This is a genomic window from Fluviicoccus sp., assembly GCF_030646115.1.
Taxonomy (GTDB): Bacteria; Pseudomonadota; Gammaproteobacteria; order Pseudomonadales; family Moraxellaceae; genus Fluviicoccus.
Genome location: NZ_JAUSMX010000008.1, coordinates 253,572 through 274,212, shown reverse-complemented (window position 1 = coordinate 274,212; position 20,641 = coordinate 253,572). Strand labels below are relative to the sequence as shown.

General features: G+C 58.3%; 21 protein-coding genes. 8 read left to right on the top strand and 13 right to left on the bottom strand.

All coding sequences use genetic code 11. From position 1 onward, the window contains the following. Positions 1-1,047, bottom strand: a complete 1,047-nt coding sequence (locus Q7T36_RS05460) for a type I glyceraldehyde-3-phosphate dehydrogenase (protein WP_304844857.1) — start codon at positions 1,045-1,047, stop codon at positions 1-3. Then, positions 1,048-3,054, bottom strand: coding sequence for a transketolase (gene tkt, locus Q7T36_RS05455; RefSeq protein ID WP_304844855.1), 2,007 nt, complete (start codon positions 3,052-3,054; stop codon positions 1,048-1,050). Positions 3,055-3,233: 179 nt separating this feature from the next. On the opposite strand from tkt, the gene metK reads away from it, so the two are divergent. Both metK and Q7T36_RS05445 read left to right on the top strand, forming a co-directional pair. Next, positions 3,234-4,460 carry a methionine adenosyltransferase gene (metK, locus tag Q7T36_RS05450; RefSeq protein WP_304844853.1) on the top strand — a complete coding sequence of 409 codons (1,227 nt, stop codon included), beginning with the start codon at positions 3,234-3,236 and terminating at the stop codon, positions 4,458-4,460. Between the two features lie 303 nt (positions 4,461-4,763). Continuing rightward, positions 4,764-5,540: a hypothetical protein gene (locus tag Q7T36_RS05445; RefSeq protein WP_304844851.1), complete on the top strand. Its 777-nt coding sequence runs from the start codon at positions 4,764-4,766 to the stop codon at positions 5,538-5,540. A 54-nt stretch (positions 5,541-5,594) separates the two neighbouring features. On the opposite strand, the gene creD is transcribed toward Q7T36_RS05445, so the two are convergent. From creD to pyrE, 7 genes are all read right to left on the bottom strand, one after another. Further along, entirely contained in the window at positions 5,595-6,998 is a 1,404-nt protein-coding gene (gene creD, locus Q7T36_RS05440; protein WP_304844849.1) for a cell envelope integrity protein CreD, read from the bottom strand. 84 nt (positions 6,999-7,082) lie between these two features. Beyond that, entirely contained in the window at positions 7,083-8,507 is a 1,425-nt protein-coding gene (gene creC, locus Q7T36_RS05435) for a two-component system sensor histidine kinase CreC (RefSeq protein ID WP_304844846.1), read from the bottom strand. 2 nt (positions 8,508-8,509) lie between these two features. Further along, positions 8,510-9,205, bottom strand: coding sequence for a two-component system response regulator CreB (gene creB, locus Q7T36_RS05430; RefSeq protein WP_304844844.1), 696 nt, complete (start codon positions 9,203-9,205; stop codon positions 8,510-8,512). A 72-nt stretch (positions 9,206-9,277) separates the two neighbouring features. Further along, positions 9,278-11,146: an RICIN domain-containing protein gene (locus Q7T36_RS05425; protein WP_304844842.1), complete on the bottom strand. Its 1,869-nt coding sequence runs from the start codon at positions 11,144-11,146 to the stop codon at positions 9,278-9,280. Between the two features lie 181 nt (positions 11,147-11,327). Continuing rightward, positions 11,328-11,999 carry a fumarylacetoacetate hydrolase family protein gene (locus tag Q7T36_RS05420; RefSeq protein WP_304844840.1) on the bottom strand — a complete coding sequence of 224 codons (672 nt, stop codon included), beginning with the start codon at positions 11,997-11,999 and terminating at the stop codon, positions 11,328-11,330. Between the two features lie 12 nt (positions 12,000-12,011). Beyond that, positions 12,012-12,971: a glutathione synthase gene (gene gshB / locus Q7T36_RS05415; RefSeq protein WP_304844996.1), complete on the bottom strand. Its 960-nt coding sequence runs from the start codon at positions 12,969-12,971 to the stop codon at positions 12,012-12,014. A gap of 2 nt (positions 12,972-12,973) precedes the next feature. Next, positions 12,974-13,651, bottom strand: a complete 678-nt coding sequence (gene pyrE / locus Q7T36_RS05410; RefSeq protein ID WP_304844838.1) for an orotate phosphoribosyltransferase — start codon at positions 13,649-13,651, stop codon at positions 12,974-12,976. 64 nt (positions 13,652-13,715) lie between these two features. Here pyrE and Q7T36_RS05405 point away from each other — a divergent pair, with 64 nt between their 5' ends. From Q7T36_RS05405 to Q7T36_RS05390, 4 genes are all read left to right on the top strand, one after another. After that, on the top strand, positions 13,716-14,483 hold the full coding sequence (locus Q7T36_RS05405) for an exodeoxyribonuclease III (protein WP_304844836.1): 768 nt from the start codon (positions 13,716-13,718) through the stop codon (positions 14,481-14,483). A 103-nt stretch (positions 14,484-14,586) separates the two neighbouring features. Further along, the gene (locus tag Q7T36_RS05400) at positions 14,587-14,934 is read left to right on the top strand and encodes a hypothetical protein (RefSeq protein ID WP_304844834.1); all 348 of its coding nucleotides are present in this window, start codon (positions 14,587-14,589) and stop codon (positions 14,932-14,934) included. A gap of 10 nt (positions 14,935-14,944) precedes the next feature. Next, positions 14,945-15,544, top strand: coding sequence for a class I SAM-dependent methyltransferase (locus Q7T36_RS05395; RefSeq protein WP_304844833.1), 600 nt, complete (start codon positions 14,945-14,947; stop codon positions 15,542-15,544). 34 nt (positions 15,545-15,578) lie between these two features. Continuing rightward, entirely contained in the window at positions 15,579-16,130 is a 552-nt protein-coding gene (locus Q7T36_RS05390) for an RNA 2'-phosphotransferase (protein ID WP_304844831.1), read from the top strand. A 25-nt stretch (positions 16,131-16,155) separates the two neighbouring features. Here the strand turns inward: Q7T36_RS05390 and Q7T36_RS05385 are convergent, their stop codons facing one another. Together Q7T36_RS05385 and Q7T36_RS05380 are read right to left on the bottom strand one after the other, a co-directional pair. After that, positions 16,156-16,605, bottom strand: a complete 450-nt coding sequence (locus tag Q7T36_RS05385) for a hypothetical protein (RefSeq protein ID WP_304844829.1) — start codon at positions 16,603-16,605, stop codon at positions 16,156-16,158. A gap of 545 nt (positions 16,606-17,150) precedes the next feature. Continuing rightward, positions 17,151-17,663, bottom strand: a complete 513-nt coding sequence (locus Q7T36_RS05380; RefSeq protein WP_304844827.1) for a hypothetical protein — start codon at positions 17,661-17,663, stop codon at positions 17,151-17,153. 346 nt (positions 17,664-18,009) lie between these two features. Between Q7T36_RS05380 and Q7T36_RS05375 the strand changes: the two genes are divergently transcribed. Beyond that, complete coding sequence (locus Q7T36_RS05375; RefSeq protein ID WP_304844824.1) at positions 18,010-18,279, top strand: DUF1778 domain-containing protein; 270 nt, start codon at positions 18,010-18,012, stop codon at positions 18,277-18,279. Then, positions 18,272-18,754, top strand: coding sequence for a GNAT family N-acetyltransferase (locus tag Q7T36_RS05370; RefSeq protein ID WP_304844822.1), 483 nt, complete (start codon positions 18,272-18,274; stop codon positions 18,752-18,754). The genes Q7T36_RS05375 and Q7T36_RS05370 overlap by 8 nt, the downstream gene beginning before the upstream one ends. An 80-nt stretch (positions 18,755-18,834) precedes the next feature. Here the strand turns inward: Q7T36_RS05370 and Q7T36_RS05365 are convergent, their stop codons facing one another. Continuing rightward, positions 18,835-19,335: a hypothetical protein gene (locus tag Q7T36_RS05365; RefSeq protein WP_304844820.1), complete on the bottom strand. Its 501-nt coding sequence runs from the start codon at positions 19,333-19,335 to the stop codon at positions 18,835-18,837. 514 nt (positions 19,336-19,849) lie between these two features. After that, positions 19,850-20,524, bottom strand: coding sequence for a hypothetical protein (locus tag Q7T36_RS05360; protein ID WP_304844818.1), 675 nt, complete (start codon positions 20,522-20,524; stop codon positions 19,850-19,852). Positions 20,525-20,641: the final 117 nt, after the last annotated feature.

Sequence of the window (20,641 nt, the reverse complement as noted above, 5' to 3'; positions counted from 1 at the left end):
TTAGTTAATTGCTAACTTCGCCAGTACGCCGCACAGGTCGAGCAGGCGGTTGGCGTAACCCCATTCATTGTCATACCACGCCAGGACTTTCGCCTGACGTCCCACCACCCGGGTTTCGGTGGCGTCAAAAAACAGTGACTGCGGCAAATGATTGAAATCGCTGGACACCAGCCATTCGTCACAGTACCCGAGGATTTCCCGGTACTGCCCTGCCGCATGCTCCCGGAACAGCCGGTTGATCCCTTCCACCGTCACCGGTTCACAGGTGAGGAAGCTAAGATCAATCGCCGCCACATTCTGCGTCGGCACGCGGATGGAATAGCCATCCACCCGGCCCGCCATGTGCGGCAACACCCGCTTCAACGCCCCGATACTACTGGAAGTGGTGGGGATGATGTTGTGTCCCGCCGCACGTCCGCGCCGCAAATCACGATGCGTCCGGTCCAGCACCACCTGATCGGAGGTGATGGCATGGATCTCCGTCATCATCGCCGACTCCAGCCCGAAGGCCTCGTCGAGAATCTTCACCAGCGGCACCAACGCATGCGTGGTGCAGGACACGCTGGACAGCACCCGGTCTTCAGCGCGCACGGTGTGGTGGTTGACGCCGTAAACGATCGTCGCATCCACCTCGTCAAAAGGCGCGGCACCGATGATGACCTTGCCCGCCCCGGCTTGCAGATGCCGGGCGGCCTCGTCACGGGCGCGGAACATGCCAGTGCATTCGAGCACCACATCCACGTTCAACTCAGCCCACGGCAGGCGATCCGGCTCCGCCTCGCTGAAAAGGCGGATTCGGTGCGGACACTCGCAGCCTTTCGCCGCCAGCACCAGCTCATCGCCCTCCAGCTCCGCCGCGCCGTGCAGGCGGCCATGCGTGCTGTCATAGCGGGTCAGGTGCGCCAGCGTCGCTGTGTCGCCCAGATCGTTGATGGCGACAAACTGCAGGCTGTCCGGGCAACCGCGTTCCAGCCACGCCCGCACCACGTTGCGGCCGATGCGGCCGTAGCCGTTAATGGCGACGCGGAGCGGACGGGTGGAGGTCATTCAGGCAATAACGTCCTGCACGGCTTTCACCACCGCTTCAACGGTAATGCCGAAGTGCTGGTACAGGTCCTTGATTGGAGCCGACTCACCGAAGGTGGTCATGCCGATCACCTTGCCGTCCAGACCGGCAAACTTGTACCAGTAGTCGGCATGGCTGGCTTCCACCACCACGCGGGCGCGGACTTCGGTGGGCAGCACTTTTTCACGGTAAGCAACGTCTTGCGCCATGAAGACATCGACGGACGGCAGCGACACCACGCGCACGCCCTTGCCTTGTTCGGTCAGCGCTTTTTGCGCCTGCATCGCCAGATCGATTTCGGAGCCGGTGGCGATGATGATCGCTTCCAGCACGCCGGTTTCCGGCGACAGCACATAACCGCCCTTGCTGATGTTTTCGATCTGCAGCGCATCACGCTCGCGGTGCGGCAAGTTCTGGCGCGAGAAGATCAGGCAGGTGGGGCCGTCAGCGCGTTGCAGCGCTGCCTTCCACGCCACGGCGGATTCGACGGCGTCAGCCGGACGCCACACCGACATGTTCGGCGTGCCGCGCAGGCTGGCCAGTTGTTCCACCGGCTGGTGGGTGGGGCCGTCTTCGCCCAGACCGATGGAGTCGTGGGTATAGACCTGGATCACGCGCTGCTTCATCAGCGCGCTCATGCGCACGGCATTGCGGGCATACTCCATGAAGATGAGGAAGGTGGCTCCATAGGGAATGAAGCCGCCATGCAGGGCGATGCCGTTCATGATGGCGCTCATGCCGAATTCGCGGACGCCGTAGAACACGTAGTTACCGGCGGCATTTTCCTGCACGCCGTGGCAGCCTTTCCACAAGGTCAGGTTGGAACCGGCGAGATCGGCGGAACCGCCCAGCAGTTCCGGCAGCAGCGGGCCGAAAGCATTCAGTGCATTCTGGGAAGCCTTGCGGGAAGCGATGGTTTCGCCCTTGGCGGCGACTTCCTGAATGTAGGCGTTGGCCTGCAGCTCGAAAGACGGCGGCAGCTGGCCCTTCAGGCGGCGATCCAGTTCTTCCGCCAGTTCGGGGTGAGCCTTGCGGTAAGCGTCGTATTGGGATTGCCAGGTTTGCTCCAGCGCATCACCTCGGGCGCGGTTGTTCCAGGCTTCGTAAATGTCTTCCGGAATTTCGAACGGACCGTACTCCCAGCCCATCGCCTCACGGGTGGCGACGATTTCAGCCGCACCCAGCGGCGCACCGTGGCAGTCTTCCTTGCCCTGCTTGTTGGGGGAGCCGCAGCCGATGACGGTCTTGCAGATGATCAGGGTCGGGCGCTGGGTGTCGGCGTGGGCCTGGATGATGGCGCTGCGCACGGCCTCGCTGTCATGGCCGTCGATGGGGCCGATCACCTGCCAGTTATAGGCCTGGAAACGCAGCACGGTGTTGTCGGTGAACCAGCCTTCCACTTCGCCGTCGATGGAGATGCCGTTGTCGTCATAGAAGGCAACCAGCTTGCCCAGTTTGAGGGTGCCGGCCAGCGAGCAGACTTCGTGCGAGATGCCTTCCATCAGGCAACCGTCGCCGAGGAAGCAGTAGGTGAAGTGGTCAATGACCGGGAATCCATCGCGGTTGAACTGCGCGGCCAGCGTCTTTTCGGCCAGCGCCATGCCGACGGCGTTGGCGATGCCCTGCCCCAGCGGACCGGTGGTGGTCTCGACCCCGGGGGTGTAGCCGTATTCGGGGTGGCCAGGCGTCTTGCTGTGCATCTGGCGGAATTGCTTGAGGTCGTCAATGCTCAGGTCGAAGCCGCTGAGGTGCAGCAGTGCGTACTGCAGCATGGAGCCGTGGCCGTTGGAGAGCACGAAGCGGTCACGGTTGGTCCAGCCCGGATTGGCCGGGTTGTAACGCATCACGCCGCGCCACAGCACTTCCGCAATGTCCGCCATGCCCATCGGGGCTCCGGGGTGGCCGGAATTGGCTTGTTGGACGGCATCCATGGCCAGGGCGCGGATCGCGTTGGCGAGACGACGTTCAGGGAGGGCGGCAGCGGTCATAAAAGACTCCAGGGCGGGCTTTCTGAGGAAAGGCGCAATTGTCGCCGAATTGGGGAAGGGGGGCAAATGCAATTATCGGACAAACAACTTTTGCAGGCGCTGTTCCCTTGCCCTCCTCCCCCAAAAACCTTATCTTTGCCGGTTCGATCAGCCCCTAGCTTCCCACAGGTTCCCCCCACATGAGCGATTACAGCGTATTCACCAGCGAATCCGTCTCCGAAGGCCATCCGGACAAGATCGCCGACCAGATTTCCGATGCCATCCTGGACGCCATACTCGCCCAGGACGTCTACGCCCGTGTCGCCTGTGAAACCCTGGTCAAGACCGGCGTCGCCATCATTGCCGGTGAAGTAACGACCAACGCCGTCATTGACTACGAAAAGATCATCCGCAACGTCATCCTCGACATCGGTTACAACTCCTCGGACGTCTGTTTTGACGGCAAGACCTGCGGCGTGCTGAACCTGCTGGGACAGCAGTCACCCGACATCGCCCAGGGCGTGGACCGCAAGAAGCCTGAAGATCAGGGCGCCGGTGACCAGGGCCTGATGTTCGGATATGCCAGCAACGAAACCGATTCGCTGATGCCCGCCCCCATCCAGTACGCCCACCGGCTGGTGGAACGCCAGGCGGAAGTGCGCAAGAACGGCCAACTGCCCTGGCTGCGCCCGGACGCCAAGTCGCAAGTGACCTTCCGCTATGAAAACGGCAAACCGGTGGCGGTGGACGCCGTGGTGCTGTCCACCCAGCATTCGCCGGACATCAGCGACAAGGTGATCCAGGAAGGCGTGATGGAGCTGATCATCAAGCAGGTGTTGCCTGCCGAATGGCTGAACAAGGACACCCGCTTCTACATTAACCCCACCGGCCGCTTCGAAATCGGCGGCCCCATGGGTGACTGTGGCCTGACCGGCCGCAAGATCATCGTTGACAGCTACGGCGGCATGGCCCGTCATGGCGGCGGCGCGTTCTCCGGCAAGGACCCCTCCAAGGTGGACCGTTCGGCGGCCTACGCCGGCCGCTATGTGGCGAAGAACATTGTTGCCGCCGGTCTGGCCGACCGTTGCGAAATCCAGGTCAGCTACGCCATCGGCGTCGCCGAGCCGACCTCAATCTCGGTCAACACCTTCGGCACCGGCAAGATCACTGACGAGCAGCTGATCGCCTTGATCCGTGACACCTTCGACCTTCGCCCCTATGGCCTGATCAAGCAACTGGACCTGCTGCATCCGGTGTATGGCCCCACCGCCGCCTACGGGCACTTCGGCCGCACTCCTTACGAACGTGACTACAACTACGAAGTCCTGGAAGGAGGTCTGTGGGTGAAGAAGGTGCATGCCGCCACCGCCTTTACCTGGGAGCGAACCGACAAGGCGGATGAACTGCGGACCAAGGCAGGACTGTAAACCCGCAATGTCAAATCAGGGCCGCCTTCGCGGCCCTTTTTTATTGTTATTGGCTGACGTGAAATATTAAATTTTTATGAATATAAAATGACAGAGTCCTGTGCTTCCGTTCTTAAACGCCTAACTGTTCACATGATTAATATCCCTCTCCGCCAACGGCTTCACCAACCTGCGCCAACGCCTGTCATATAGGGGCTTTACCACTGTCACATTCAGGGTTTACACCAATGGCCATTTTCCACAGAGCCTCCTAGAGTAATGCTGCTGATTAGAAAGTCCCACATGGCTCAGGAGACATGGAAAATGCAAATCACACGCCCCTCCCGGTTTTATATTGCCTTACTGGCGATCGCCGCAGCGGCTTCGCTGACACCCGCCCCGGTCTTTGCGAAAGACCTGAATATGTGCATTGACCCACGATTCGCCAAGCAAGGCGAACTGAAGATATTCATGCACATGATGGTCGTAGCTGCACAAAATGCCGGACACACTCTCAACCTGACGCCCATGAACTGGGAAGAGTGCCAGGAAACCGTGCGTGGGGGAAAATTTGACGGCGCAGTTCCGGCCTCATTTAACGCCGACCGCTCGGAATACATGGTTTACCCTCAGGATGCCGGAAAAAATCCGGACTCCAAATGGTCTTTGGCGCGCATCAACTATGTAGTCGTGACCCCGACCGGAACCAACTACCAGTATACCGGCGACCCCAAAACCATTCCGCAACCGGTCATGCTTCCGGAAGGCTACTCCATTGTCAGTGATCTGGCGAAGATTGCCCCTTCCCTGCAAATCAAGGAAATGGGGTCCGATGACAAAACCAATCTGGTGCGCCTGCTGCGCGGGGAAAAAGGCAGTGTGGTGATGATGGACCGCTATGCCGATGTCCTGCTGGAACGAACCATGTTCAAAAACAAGCTGAAAGCCACCAGCCGGGGCGTTGTCAGCAAAACCTACTTCATGCCTTTTTCACGGACTTCAGGCTTAACCAACGAACAGATCCAGAAAATCTGGGATCAGATCAGTTTGATCAAGAACGACGCCAAATGGATGAAGACCCAAATGGATGCGCTGGATTGATTCATCAAGCCAGCCCCCGAAAAGGCGGCTCATCACCGCCCTTCCGCTCACTCCTCAGCCCCCCTTCTGCCCCAACGCATACCAGTCCACCCGGCGCGTCAGCATCATGACCGCCGCCAGCAGCAGGAATACCAGCACCGAACCCAGCATCAGGGTGTAGTCCTCCGATTGCAGGATCACGAACAGCGTCCCGTACATACCCGCCAGCACCACACTGAAACCCAGCGCCCGCGCCAGGCTTTGCAGCACATGGCTCACGTAATATGTGATCAGGCCGATGCAGGCCGCACTGGACAGCCCGTAAGCCATCCGGAAACCGGCATGCTCACTGAACGACAGCAGCAACAGGTAGAACACGGCCAGCGCCCCGCCCACCAGGCCGTATTGCATGGGGTGAATCCGCAGGTCCTTCAGCACTTCGAACAGGAAAAAGGCTCCGAAGGTAATGACCAGGAACAGCAGCGCATATTTCAAGGCGCGTTCCGTCATATGGTAGACATTGACCGGCTGGATGAAGCTGACCGCAAACCCGCCCTTCAACTCCGGCAGCAACTCGGCATTCGCAACCTGACCCGCCGCTTCCGGATTCAGCACCGCCTGCAAGTTATTGCAGGCATCGCCGTCAAGACGGTTGAAACAGGCATTCAGCAACTGGTTGTTGCGGCTGGTGAGATAAGCGTTCTGCCAGCGGGCGCTGAAGCCGTCCTGACGGATGGTTTTATCCGGCAGCGAGGCCCCGTAAAAGGACGGGTGCGGCCAGTCGGCCTGCATGCTGACCTCCATTTCGCCACCGGCGGGAATTACCTGCACCCGGCCCATGCCGGTGAGGCCGACATCCAGACGGAATGGCATCTCGCGGCCCGACTGCAACCACTCCGCAGGCACGGACAGCGCCGTGAACCCGGTTCCCAACCGGTTGCTGCCTTCATCATCCGGAAAGGCAAAGGCCAGCCTCTGCCCGCCCATGGCCAGCACCGGCTGGCTTTTAACCCCGCGCAGGTCGGAGAGGTAGAAGCGCAACTGCGCCTTGTCCCAGTGCGCCTGCTGATTGGCCTCCAGGGGGAAGCGGCGGCTGTCCATGAGGAAGCTGCCCTCGACCGTCAGGGCATTGTCCCAGGTGATGGCGCGGTAGATACCACGCCTGAAGGCGCTGTCGCTGACGGTGAGCCGGTTGTCCCAGCGGGACTTCTGGGGGCTGAGCACCAGCGCCGTGCTGCGCTCGCAAGGTTTGTCATTTCCTTCCTTGTCGGTGCAGATCACCGTTTCCGTTACCGGCACCACCAGCAACGGCCCGAACAGGCTCTGCGCCCCGACATTACCATTGGCAATTTCAGTCAGCACCTGGCGCTGGCTGGCCTGCCGTTCATAGACCATGGCGCGGATGAAGGTAAACGCGAACAGGAAGACGGCCATCAGCACCAGGATGGCCCCGAGCTTGGAAAACAGGATTTTTTGCATGGTGTCCACTTCGGAAATTAGTGGAACCCAGTGTGGAGCAGCTGCGTGAAGCCACGGTCAGGGCCGTGTGAAATCGGTGTGAAGTCAGGCTCCCGGGAAAGACAGGCTGACCTCGACCCCACCTTCAACATTGGCGATCGTTACCGCGCCTCCCGACTGCTGCATCACCTCCCGAACCAGTGTCAGGCCGAGGCCGCTGCCGTGGCGGCTGCCGTCCGGACGCGGCAGTGTGTAAAAACGATCAAAGACCTGCGGCAGGGCGTAGTCCGGAATGGCCGGACCGGGGTTGAACAATGCCAGCCGGATGCCGTCTTTACCCCGTTCCAGGCGCACCCGCAACTCACCGTCTTCCGGCATGAAATCCAGTGCGTTAGCCACCAGATTGGCCAGCGCCTGCTCCAACCAGAAACGGTCCGCCTGTACCGGGAATACCCCGTCGGACGGCTCGACCCGCCAGCGCAGGCGGCGCAGCCTGCAATCCGCCGCCCGCTGCTCCAGCACAGCGCGCACCAGCGCCGCCAGATCCAGCAGCGTCCGGGCGGCCGGATCATGACCCGCCTCCAGCCGCGCCAGCAGCAGCAACTGCGCTGCCAGATGGTGAAGCCGTTCCGACTGGGCATCAATATTGTTGAGGAAACGCTCCCGGTCGGGCGGCGGCAGGTCATCCCGCAGAATTTCCGTCGAGGCGCGGATGGCGGTCAACGGGCTTTTCAGTTCATGCGCCAGCGTCTGCGCCAGCTTCTCGACATGGGCCTTGCCTTCCAGCTCGGTGCGCATGGCGTCAATGGCCTGCACCAGCTCGTTCAGCTCCCGCGCGGCCCGGAACCGCAAAGGCCGTCGCTGCGCGCCCAAATCCAGCGCATACCGCGCCACGCGCTTGATGCCGTGCCGCAGCCAGAGCGCGGCCAGCGCCGCCACCAGCAGCGTCAGCAACACCACGCCAAGGCCCTGCACCAGCATTTGCCGTTGCGCACGCTCAATGAAGGGCTGCACCGTCACCCCCGGCTTGCCCAGCGACACCACACCGATCAGCCGCCGGCCGTCCATGACCGGCGCCGCCACGTACATCACCGAACTGGACGGGTCATCGGCACGGCTGCGGCTGGAGCGGACGCCATAACGCCCATGCAGGGTCAGCCAGACATCGTTCCAGCGCGCATAGTCCTGCCCCACGGCTTCACCGACGGAGTCATAAAGCACCATGCCCTGTTCATCGGTAATGTAGAGCCGTTGCGTCACCGCCTGCTTGTCGAATTCCCAGATCCGCGCCTGCAAACGACGCTGCCGCCAGTCCTGCATGCGCTGGGCGAACGCCGGGGAGCCGACACGGCCCGCCTTCAGGTCATCCGCCACCAGCGCGGCTACCAAATTTGCGTTATCGGCCAGCGTTTCTTCAATGGCCTGACGCACACTTGGCTTCACCTGCTCCTGCAACAGGTCAATGGTCAGCCACGCCCCGGCCAGCAGCACCACCGCCATTGCCAGCCACAGCCGCACAAAAATGGACATGCTTATTCCCGCGCCAGCGCATAACCCACGCCGCGCCGGGTCACGATGGGGTCCCGGCCCGCAGCCGTGCGCAGCTTGTGGCGCAAGGTCTTGATGTGGGTATCCACGGTGCGCTCATCGCTGTAGTCCGGATGTTCCCAGGCCGCCTGCATCAATTGCGCCCGCGTCAGCACGTGTTCCGGACGGCCGACCAGCGTCAGCAGCAGCCGGTATTCGTGGCGGGTCAAGGGCAGTAAATGATTGTGGTAATGAATCTGCAGGCGGTCGGGATCGCAGCGCCACGGCCCCCAGCCGGTTGCCGCTTCGGCCGTCGCGGCCGCGCCGGCAGGCAGCCGCCGCCATATAGCGCGAATGCGCGAGATGATTTCCCGGGGGCTGAACGGCTTGGCGCAATAATCATCCGCGCCGATTTCCAGGCCGATGATGCGTTCCATTTCTTCGTTGCGTGCGGTGAGGAACAACAAGGGGGTTTGCCAGTGACGGCGGATTTCCCGGCACAGATCAAAGCCGTTACCGTCCGGCAGCCCGACGTCGAGGATGATGAAGTCCACCGTCTGCCGGTGCAGCAAGGCCAGCGCCTCGGCTGCCAGTGAGCAGCCGTGCACCTGCCATCCCTCGCGGGACAGGGCGTAGGACAAGGGCTCCGCAATGGCGGGATCGTCCTCGACGAAAAGGATGTGCTTGATGGAAGACGTCATTTCCCGGCCTTATGCAATGATCAACAGTGGTGCTGATGATACGCATAATTGCCGGGAAAGCGTCAAACCCGATTACTGCCAGGACCAGCTTTGCGCCCAGCTGTTCTGGCCGTCCCACAAGTGGGCGTCCTGACCGTCAAAGGCTCCCCACCAGGCATCCTTGATGTCCATGGCCTTGGCCGGGGTGTGCGCCGGACGCAGTGAATTGCCTGCGCCGCGCAGCCAGACCTGGTTCGCGCCGCTATGGCAGTCCCAAAGCTGGATTTTGGTGCCGTTACCGGTTCCCGCGCCGGAAACATCGATGCAGCGGTTGGCGTTGGCCTTGCTGTGGATGCGGCCCTGTGCGTCCTGCCACCACTTCTGGCTGTCAGCGCCATGACAGCTCCAGTGGTGGACAACCGCGCCATTCGCCGTGCTGCGGCCTTCCAGGTCCAGGCACTTGCCCTTGCCGTTGACCAGCGAGCGCCACACCGGGACTTCCGTCAGCGTGGTGCTTTCAATCTGCACCGAGACATTGCCGGACAACGCCGCATCGGAACTGAAGCGCAGGATGACACTGCTGTCGTTGACGGTGAACGTAGTCAAAACATTGGTGCCGGTCAGCGTGCGTTGCAGCTGGCGGCTGCCGTTAAAGACCTGCAACACATCGCCCACACCATCCAGCCCGCCGGACACCGTCACCTTCACCGCCGCCGCACCGGGAATGTACAGGGTTTGGTGAGTCAGCTGGTTGGCGGCATAAGCGCCGGACGACCAGGTCGTCGTGGAGGCGTAATATGCCTCCCACTTGCCTTCCCGCGCCTTGTCAGAGAGGTTCAGCCAGAGGGAGAGGCCGCTGCCGGCCGCCTTCAGCCGTTCGTTCTGGAAGGAATTCGCCGGGACGGCAAAGCGGTAACCCGGGAATTCACCGGCGCACTGGGCGCGGCCCTGATCCCACGCCCCGCTTCCGGCCGTGACACGCCAGTCATCGGCATTGCTGACACTCTGGCAGGCAAATCGCTTCACAGCAGCGCAGGACACATCATTCCAGCGTCCGTCCGCGCGACGCTCGGCGCAATTTTCGCCCCCGGAACCGGCGTTGTTCGGTTCACCGCCGCCCCAACTCCACACGGCCGCACCGGTCATGCTGTCGTCCCAGCGGTCGGCATCGACATTGTTGACGCCACAGGCGAACAGGCGCGGAATATTGCTGCTGTCGATGGTGCCGGTCTGGTCAATCCAGGAGTCCGGCAGCAAGTCCTTGCCCAGCTTGCTGTCGGAAATGGTGTAGATCTGCCCCGGAAGCAGAGCGCTGCCATCCATGCGGCAGGAGGCGGTATCAAAATACTTCACCGGGCGGGAGTTCCAGCCCCCTGCCGCGCCGGTGGCGAACAGACGGCCATCCCAGATCAGGCTGCCGTCATACCAGTTGTTGGCGCCCTTGACGATGACGCGCTTGCCCTTGGCCACCATCTCGCGCGGGCTTTCCCAGCGACCGGCCGGCTTTTCGGACGGACGGTACAGCAGGCTGCCGAAAATGCTGTTCAACGGCCCTTCCACTTGCGCCTGGTTGCCGACGCGGTCTTCCAGATCAATGAAAACGATGTCCTTGGGGTGCGAGGCCAGCCAGTTGGCGATTTTCTGCAACTCCCCCGGATAGCTGTCCACCGCACTGTAAATCTGGCCGCAATCCTGATGGCAGAGCTTGACCGTACCGCCATCCGAATGAATATCCAGATCAATGTTGCGCACGCCGTTATCCAGCAGCTTGTCCAGCGCCCAGCGCTGGTTGGCCCAGGTGGCGTCGGAGTCGTTCCATGCATTGTGCGCGCCCAGAATCTGCAGGCGGTTGACCGGTGTGTCGTATTGCAACTCCATGGCCTGGGACAACGGCCAGGAGGAATCGGCCCAGCCCTGACCGGCGGCAAGTAGCAGACCGGTGATGATGGCAAGTTTGTTCATGAAAGACGGCTCCGCAGCGTATGTTGTTTTTGTACGTTTATGCAGCGGAATGATGAGCATTGCTCGGCAGGATAGCTTGATAGTTGCTGACAAGGCGACGAAAGGGAAGGCGGAAAAGGGTAAAACCCTTGACGCATGGAACAAAGGCCGGACGCAGGGGTCCGGCCGCAGCAGCCCGGTCTTAACGGACAGCCGTGATGAAGGTCGCCAGCGCCTTGCCGCCATTGCCCAGCGACAGCACCAGCCGGTCACCGCCCGCCAGCGCCGCCACACCCTCCGGCGTACCGGTCAGCACCACATCCCCCGGCTCCAGCGTGAAGATGCGGCTGATATAAGCCACCAGTTCGTAAATGCCGGTGATCATGTCCTGCGCCTGCCCGTGCTGTCGCGGCTCACCGTTGACAGTCAGGGACAACTCCGCCGTGGTGACATCACCCATGGCCTCGGGGCTGATGAACGGCGACAGCGGACACGCCCCGTCAAAGGCCTTGGCCACTTCCCAGGGATAGCCCTGCTTCTTCAGCTGGTTTTGCAGGTCACGCAGTGTCAGGTCCAACGCCAGGCCGTAACCGGCAATGACAGCGGGCGCTTCGTCCAGCGGGATATTCTTCGCCGTCCGGCCGATCAGAACCGCAATCTCGGTTTCATGGTGGCAACCGCCCCGATCCGCCGGAATGGCAAAATCCGGCGACAGCGGCGCCATGGCCGTGCGCGGCTTCAGGAACAGGATTGGTGTTTCCGGCACGGCATTGCCCAGCTCACGGGCGTGGGCGGCATAGTTACGGCCCACGCAGACTGCCTTGCCCACCGGCAAGTCAATCACGGAACCATCGACACGGGTATGTTGATACATGGGTATTCCTGTTCAGACGGTGGGGAGCGCCAGTTTTTTCTCAATCGCCGCCATCAAGCGGTCGGCAATGCCAAAGCCATAGCGGGCGTCAATTTCACGGATACAGGTGGGGCTGGTGACGTTGACTTCGGTAATGTAATCACCGATTACATCCAACCCCACAAACAGCAGGCCGCGCTTGCGGAGTTCCGGGCCCACCTGCGCCGCCAGCCAGTAATCATGCGGCGACAACAGTTGCGGCACACCGCTGCCTCCCGCCGCCAGATTGCCGCGCGTTTCCCCTGCCGGCGGCACACGCGCCAGGCAATAGGGCACCGGCTCGCCGTCAATCAGCAGGATGCGCTTGTCGCCCTTGACGATCTCGGGAATGAAGCGCTGCGCCATGATCGGCAAGGTTCCGTTCAGGGTCAGCGTTTCCAGGGTGGCTCCGATATTCAGCCCGCCCTGCTGCAAGCGGAAAATACCGGTGCCGCCCATGCCGTCCATCGGCTTGACGATGACATCTCCCTGCTCGGCGATGAAGGCCCGCACTCGCGTCATATCCGAAGCCACCAGTGTCGGAGCCATGCAATGGGGAAAGAAGGTGGCGAAGAACTTCTCGTTGCAGTCACGCAAGGATTGCGGCTTGTTGACCACCAGCACTCCGGCTTCTTCCGCCCGCTCCAGGATATAGGTGGTGTAGATGAAGCGCATGTCGAAGGGCGGGTCCTTGCGCATCAGCACCACCTGCATCTCGGCCAGCGGCTTGTCCACCGCCTCGCCGAATTGATGCCAGCGGTCGGCCGACTCAAACACCTGCAAGGGTTTCAGACGTCCGCAGGCAGCGCCGTCACGCACATACAGGTCGTCCTGCTCGGCATACCACAAGGTCCAGCCCCGGCGCGCCGCCGCCCACAGCATGGCGATGCTGGAGTCCTTCTTGACCTTGATTTGCGAAATATCGTCCATTACCACCAGCAGGTTAACGGACATGGTCATGCCCCGCCCACGTGCCAGTCGTCACGATCCCGAGAGCCGTATTTGGACTGGTAGGCCTGGATCAGCTTGATGGTTTCTTCCTGACCGCCGCGTTCACGCAGGTATTCGGTAATGTGGTCCAGCTTGATGATGGAAAACACCGGGATGCCGAACTGCATGCTGACTTCCTGGATGGCGGACAAATCACCCCCGCCCCGTTCCTGGCGGTCCAGCGCCACCACAATGCCCGCCGCCTTGGCGCCCTGGGCCTCCAGAATCTGCATCACTTCACGGATGGCGGTGCCCGCCGTGATCACATCATCCACAATCAACACCCGCTGGCCCTTCAACGGCTCGCCCACCAGCGTGCCGCCCTCGCCGTGATCCTTGGCTTCCTTGCGGTTGAAGCACCAAGGCTTGTTGATGTGATACTTGTCGTGCAGCTGCACCGCTGCGGCAATGGCAATGGGAATGCCCTTGTAGGCCGGCCCGAAAATGACATCGAATTCCACCCCGGCGCGATTGATGGCCTCGGCATAGCAATTACCCAGCGCGGACATCGACAAGCCGTCGCGGAACAGGCCGGCATTGAAGAAATAGGGGCTGTGGCGGCCGGACTTGAGGGTAAAGGCTCCGAAGCGCAGCACTTCGCGGTGCATGGCCAGCTTGATGAAGGCGCGTTGATAGTCATGCATGACAATTCTTCCGGCAAACAGGGGATGACGTTATGATAGCCCGCTTCCCACAGGCGATACAGTCATGCGAATCATTTCCGTCAACGTCAACGGCCTGCGTTCGGCCAGCAGCAAGGGTTTTTTCGAGTGGCTGGACCAGAGCGGCGCTGATATCGCCTGCCTGCAGGAAACCCGCATCCTGCCGCACCAGATCAGCGCCGACCACCAGCCGCACGGCTGGTTTTGCGAATTCTTCCCGGCGGAACGTCCCGGTTATGCCGGCACGGCCATCTATTCGCGGCAAAAGCCGGACGCGGTGTCGCGCGGGCTGGGCTTTCCGCTGTGCGACACCGAAGGCCGCTGGATTGAAGCGCAGTTCGGCGACCTGACGGTGGTGTCGCTGTACCTGCCTTCCGGCTCTGCCTCCGACGAGGCACAGGCGCGCAAGGACATCTTTCTGGGCGAACTCATGCCGCGCATGCGCCAGTGGCGGGCCGAAAACCGCTCGCTGGTGGTTTGCGGGGACTGGAACATCGCGCACAAGGCGGTGGATTTGAAAAACTGGCGCGGCAACCAGAAAAACTCCGGCTTCCTGCCGCACGAACGCGCCTGGCTGGACACGCTGTTTGGCGAAGCGGGCTATGTGGACGCGCATCGCACCCTGCTGCAGCCGGATCAGGCCGAATATACCTGGTGGTCGAACCGGGGCCGCGCCTGGGACAACAATGTGGGGTGGCGGATTGACTATCAGGTGACCTCCCCCGATCTGGCCCCGCGCCTGAAGGCAGCTTCCGTATACCGCGACCAGCGATTTTCCGACCACGCGCCGTTGATTATTGATTATCAGGACTGATCATTGGCAGCCAACTTGTTGTCCCCCGGCGGTTTTGCTAGCTTCCCAGAGGCATACCGTCGGCACACGGCGGATGCGCCACCTCAACAGCGAGAAACTGACCATGAAAACATTGACGTTGATTTCCATCATTGGCCTCCTCACCCTGACCGGCTGCGCCAGTAACTCCGCCCAGCCATCGTTTGGCGACCAGCTGGCCGCGCGGGGTGAAAAAGCCCAAGCCATTTCCAAGCAATGGAACAGCGGCAGCTCGGCCGTCGCCAAAGGCGAAAAAATGATTGCCAAGGGTCAGGAGTTGATTACCGACGGCAAAAAAGACCAGACCAAAGGGGAAAAGCTGGTTGAGGACGGCCGCAAACTGGTTGAAAATGGCAAACAGCAAATGGCCGACTCCGAGGCCGCCTACCAAAACATGAGGGCAACGCCGGTTCCGGCAACAGCCCCGCAGTAACAGGATTTTCATGAGCAAAGCATCCGTTGACGCTGCCACCCTTGCCCGGTGGCGGCAAGATATTGTCTTCACCGAGAATGTGCTTGGCGATGACTACACCTTCCGTTCCACCTGGGGCGTGTTTTCCCCGAAAGCGGTGGACGAAGGCTCCCGCCTGCTGCTGGAGCATGTGGACTTCAAGCCGGACGCCGACTGTCTGGATGTGGGCTGCGGTTATGGCGTGCTGGGCATGGTGATGGCAAAGAAGTGCCCGCAGGGTACGTCAGTGTTGCTGGACAAGGATTTTGTGGCGGTGGACTACGCGCGCCGCAATTGCGAGGCGAACGGGCTGAAGAACACCGAGGTGTTCCTGAGCAACGGCTTCAACCAGGTAGGCGACCGCAAGTTCGACATCATCCTCTCCAACCTTCCGGCGAAGGTGGGGAATGAGCAGCATTACCTGTATTTGTACGATGCTTTGGCGCATTTGAAGCCGGGCGGCAAGTTCTATGTGGTGACCATCAATGGCTTGCGGGACTTCATTTCACGGACGTTCAAGGAAGTATTCGGGAATTACGACAAGTTGAAGCAGGGCAAGACGTACACCGTGGCGGTGGCGGAGAAGCTGTAGGGCGCGGATTCATTTTCAGAAAGCTGAACACCTCATGAGCAAGATACTCAACGACACCAGCAAGTTCCTGAGCTTTGTGCTGCGGCATGAACCTCAGGCCATTGGCCTGACGTTGGACAGTGAGGGCTGGGCTGACATTGCCTCGCTTATGGAGGGCGCTGCCCAATCCGGCCGGGCCATGACTCGGGATTTGATTCAACAGGTTGTGGACACCAGTGATAAAAAGCGGTTTTCACTGTCGGCTGACGGGTTGCGTATTCGGGCGGCACAAGGGCATTCCACCGGCCTTGTTGCCATTACGCACCCGGAGAAGGAGCCGCCCGAGTGGCTGTTTCACGGGACGGCGACCCGTTTTCTGGACTCGATTTTGAAGGAGGGCCTGCGTCCCGGTGAGCGTCATCATGTGCATTTGTCGGAGGATGAGCAGACGGCGGCGGCGGTGGGTCAGCGGTACGGGAAGCCGGTGGTGCTGAGGGTGGAGGCACGGCGGATGCGTCAGCAGGGGTTCAGGTTTTTTCAGGCGGATAATGGGGTTTGGTTGACAGAGTTCGTTCCCGTGCAGTTCATTATGAAGGGGGCAACATAGGTATCCGGCGCAATTCCATTGCGCCCTACGAGGTCTTAGATTTATCTACCACAACACTAGCAACAAGCACTTTCGAGCCGGACTCTCTCTTTTTCCATCTTTCATACACCAAGAGCGCCTCATTAAATCCATCCAATAATTCACCATCGCCCCAGACTTCTTCAATAAAATAAAAATATACCTCCCCGTTATTAATGGCATCCCATCTAGTTTTATAAAGCCTAAGTCCAACATATACCACTGTACCCTCAGACACGAAACCATAGTAGCTGGGCGGCTCTCCAGAGCCTGCCGGATAATCCCCCCTCCCGCCAAACGGAATAAAATAGGCAGAGCGCGTCTTATCAATTAGCCAACACTCTGGATATTTAACATTATAAATTGGCGCCGTAACATTTAATGAATCATATAGTGCGCAATCTTCACTCAATAAATCTCTTGCCTCAAAGGCCATCACCCACTCCTGCATGTTCATCAAGCATTCATCTCACGTGAATGATACTTAACTTCGGAATTCTAAACCACTTTAAGCCTTCAGCTCTTGTCGAAAATTAAAATCCCATATACTCAAGAGCCAAAACCAAGCAGCGCCACAACCAAAAATCATTATTAAAAAATTACTTCTATATTTATAAATATCGACTTGTCACCCTACAAGCCCACAACACGTAAGGAGCAATGGAATTGCGCCGGATTTCTCAGTCCGGAGAACAAACCGAATCCTCCCTGCCCCCAACCCAACGATTACGCCACTCTTTAACAAGACGCCGGAATGTAGAGTACGGCCAATCCCTTACCCGCTCAACATAACCGTGCTTCACCGAGTTGATATGAATGTAATCCATATGCGCCCGGAAGTCTTCCTCATCCCGGATCATATGCTCCCAATACCTTCGTTGCCAGCAGGTCGCCTTGATGCCTTTGCAAGAGGGTGACTGGTGCCGCCGGGGTGCCAGGCACGTTGATAGTCGGGCATGATTCTTCCTTGAGGCATGCGTTGAGATGGGGATTTTGCCAGTATCATAAATCCGGCGCAATTCCATTGCTCCCTACGATGTCTTCAACAGCCATCTCCAAAAGAATATTAGAATAATTCTTTTGATTACCCAGAGGACTTTGGTCCTTTAAAGGATCAAGCACATAAAGTATATGGACTTGTGCTCCCAGCTTGAAAAGAGAGTAGTCGTTTACATCGTTAGCCTCAAAGCTCTCAGAGCAAACATCTCCATCACTCGTCATAATTTTGAAATCCAACTGAATATCATCCTCGGAATCGCCATCCAGACCAGCCTTATATATTTCAATAATATCGCCACACAAATATAAGCGTGGCATTTTTCCATTTACAATATTGTCCCACCACTCTTGGGACCCAAAGAGACCGTAGGTCCCCTTCAGTCCAAAAAGGGGTCTTGACTGATCCAAAGTCAAGGCTTGAGCTTTTGTAACCCTGGCAGGGTTTGCCTTTAAGTCCAGAGACAGCTGGTAAACCAGTTTAACTGGGCTCTTAAGGCTTTTTAAATTCAAGAACATAATAATCCCTACCACTTAATCTCAACGATTTTTTCAAACCGTAAGTTATTCTGATTAAACAGGTCAAGCGCCTTCCCTTTTCAAACACGTAAGGCGCAATGGAATTGCGCCGGATTTCAATCCGGGGTACACACCGAATTTTCCCTGCCACCACCCCAATCCAACGAATATGAACCCTCTATCACAAGACGCCGGAATGTAGAGTACGGCCAATCCCTTACCCGCTCAACACGTAAGGCGCAATTCCATTGCGCCCTACGAGGTCTGTAGGGCTTTGCCCCGGCATAAACGTGTTGACTCCCTCCTGCCCATACGGGAAAATGCCGTATCTACAGGGGGATTTCCCATGGTCACTGCCGCACGTTTCGACCTCAAGCTGGATGCCGACGATAAAGAACTGCTGGCTCGCGCCGCCAGCCTGATGGGCACCACCATGGCGGGCTTCATGCGCAGCGCCGCCAAAGAAAAAGCCCAGGCCCTGCTGGAGCAGGAGTCCCGCATCACCTTGTCAACGCAGGATTTTCTGGCCTTCAGCGAGGCCATCAATGGCGCCTTTGCGCCCAATCCGGCGTTACAAAAAGCCTTGGCCGACGCCGCCCGGGTCAAGCGTGCTTGAAGAGCAACGGCTAGACGCCAGCGTACATGACCGCTTCGGCTTCAGTTGTGGTGAACCTGCGCTGGATGACTATTTGCGCAAGTATGCGGCGCAGCAAAGCGCCAAGGGCCTCAGCGCGGTTTTTGTGGTGGTGGATGATGCCCAACCCCGCCAAATTCTGGGTTTCTATACACTCAGCGCCGCTCAGGTTGACGCCGCTCTACTCTCTGATGCTGAGCAAAAAAAGCTGCCGCGCTACCCCGTGCCATGTTTTCGCATGGGGCGTCTGGCAAGCAGCCTGACGCACCAAGGCACGGGCATAGGTGCGCTGTTGGTCGGCCTTGCGGTTGACCGTTGCCTTAAAGCCCGTGCACAGGTGGGGGCGTATGCCCTGCTGGTTGACGCCAAAACCGAGAAAGCCAAAGCCTTTTACGTTCATTACGGCTTCACGGCTTGCACGGATTCGCCAATGACGTTGTATTTGCCGCTGGGTTGACTTGCAACCACTCGTTACATGCGTTGTCGGGCTTGCCGGCCCAACCTGCGCGGACTGAACACTTCACTGTTTGCAACAATTCAACATAAAGTTGGCACGCCGTTGTACTTAAGCTTTGGCATCTCTGGCAATTGCTGCAAGTAAACCAAAATTATTTGATCTTCTCCTAGTATTCCAGATTGAGGATCATTGCTCAGCAGCGTGACGTGATAAAAACCATCAGTGAGCGCAATTACTTGAGTTGCCGGGCATTTGGATTGCCACTTCAAAAGATCATAAAGGTCTCTAACACAAAGCGTTCTATCCCGCACCTCTACCCCAAGCCTTAACCTGTAAGCATACTTTTCCAACTCTGCATCATCAGGATAGCCTTGGAAGACTTCTAAGTAGAAGCGGCCGGGAGTTCCAGTGCTAACACCAACTAACCGGCCCTCAAGCGCTTGTTTTTCAACCACATCCGGATCTGAAAAGCCTCTTTCAAGGTAGTCCTCGCCCTCCTGAATGGCCGCTGCCGAAAAGGGTGAATAGAAAATGAGTCCTAGTCCAGCAACATCCAAGCGAAATTTCTGAAATGCGTTCATGGCTTCCTAGATGTCCGTAATATTTTAGTAGTGCACTAACACGTAAGGCGCAATGGAATTGCGCCGGATTTCTTAATCCGGAGTACAAACCGAATCCTCCCGGCCACCACCCCAATCCAACGAATATAGACCATCACTTACAAGACGCCGGAATGTGGAGTACGGCCAATCCCTTACCCGCTCAACATACCCATGCTTCACCGGGTTGATATGAATGTAATCCATATGCGCCCGGAAATCCGCTTCATCCCGAATCATGTGCTCCCAATACCGGAGTTGCCAGCAGGTCGCTTTGTTGCCTTTGCTAGAGGGTGACTGGTGCCTCCGGGATGCCAGGCGAGTCGATAATCGGGCATGCTTCTTCCTTGAGGCATGCTTTGGGATGAAGATTGTGCCCGGATCATAAATCCGGCGCAATTCCATTGCGCCCTACAAGGTCTGAGCAGGAGAAAAAGTCGGTTGTGACGGGGCATGGGGCGAGATCTTTTTGTCACATCGCGTCCAGAATGGATGATTATAATAACTGATAGCTCTTAATTGAAGTCAAGCCATGTTTCGCAACCTCAGAGCTAACTTCCACTAGTAAGCTCTCTGGATCATCTATTCTTGCAATAACATCCCTTAACCATTTTTCCTTATCTCCAATAATGTTAAATGCCCTGCTTGGCCAATTTTTCATATCAGAATCGGCTTTATCTAAAATGCTTAAAGCAATATCTTTGCGCCCAACTGCTGCGGCTGACAATGCACATGCCAAATACGGTCCATGCTGAAAAGGCACAATTATGCCATATCCTCCAGATGTATACTTTGAAAAGTGTTCAATAACACTCTCTAAAGAAAGCACAGGTTCCATTAATGGAGGAAATTCACGACGAAACTTTTGTGCAAGTTCATCATATTCACTCTCATGATTTTTAAGTTTGATTTGGGATGGTTGACCTCGAGCACTCAAAACTGGAGCAGAACCATTAAGACTGATTGCTGGAAACGCTTCTGCTAAACAGTGCATGAAAACCTTGGGAACATAAACATCGGGGCTTCCGCCAATATCAAGACAAATCCCATACAGAATTGGTCCATGACGCCTCACCAGCCACATTGGCTTCCATATCTCTAGCGATGGGAAATAATTACCCCAGTCATGGGTAATTTTCTTTTTATCTTTCACTCCAATATGAACTATCATGGATTGATCTCGATCTGGCTTGTTACACCGGGAACATTTGCCGCATTCTTGGCTTGTTGCTTTGCAGGTATCCCTCTACCTGGCACCTTAATGAACTTGTAATCATAAACAGTTCCT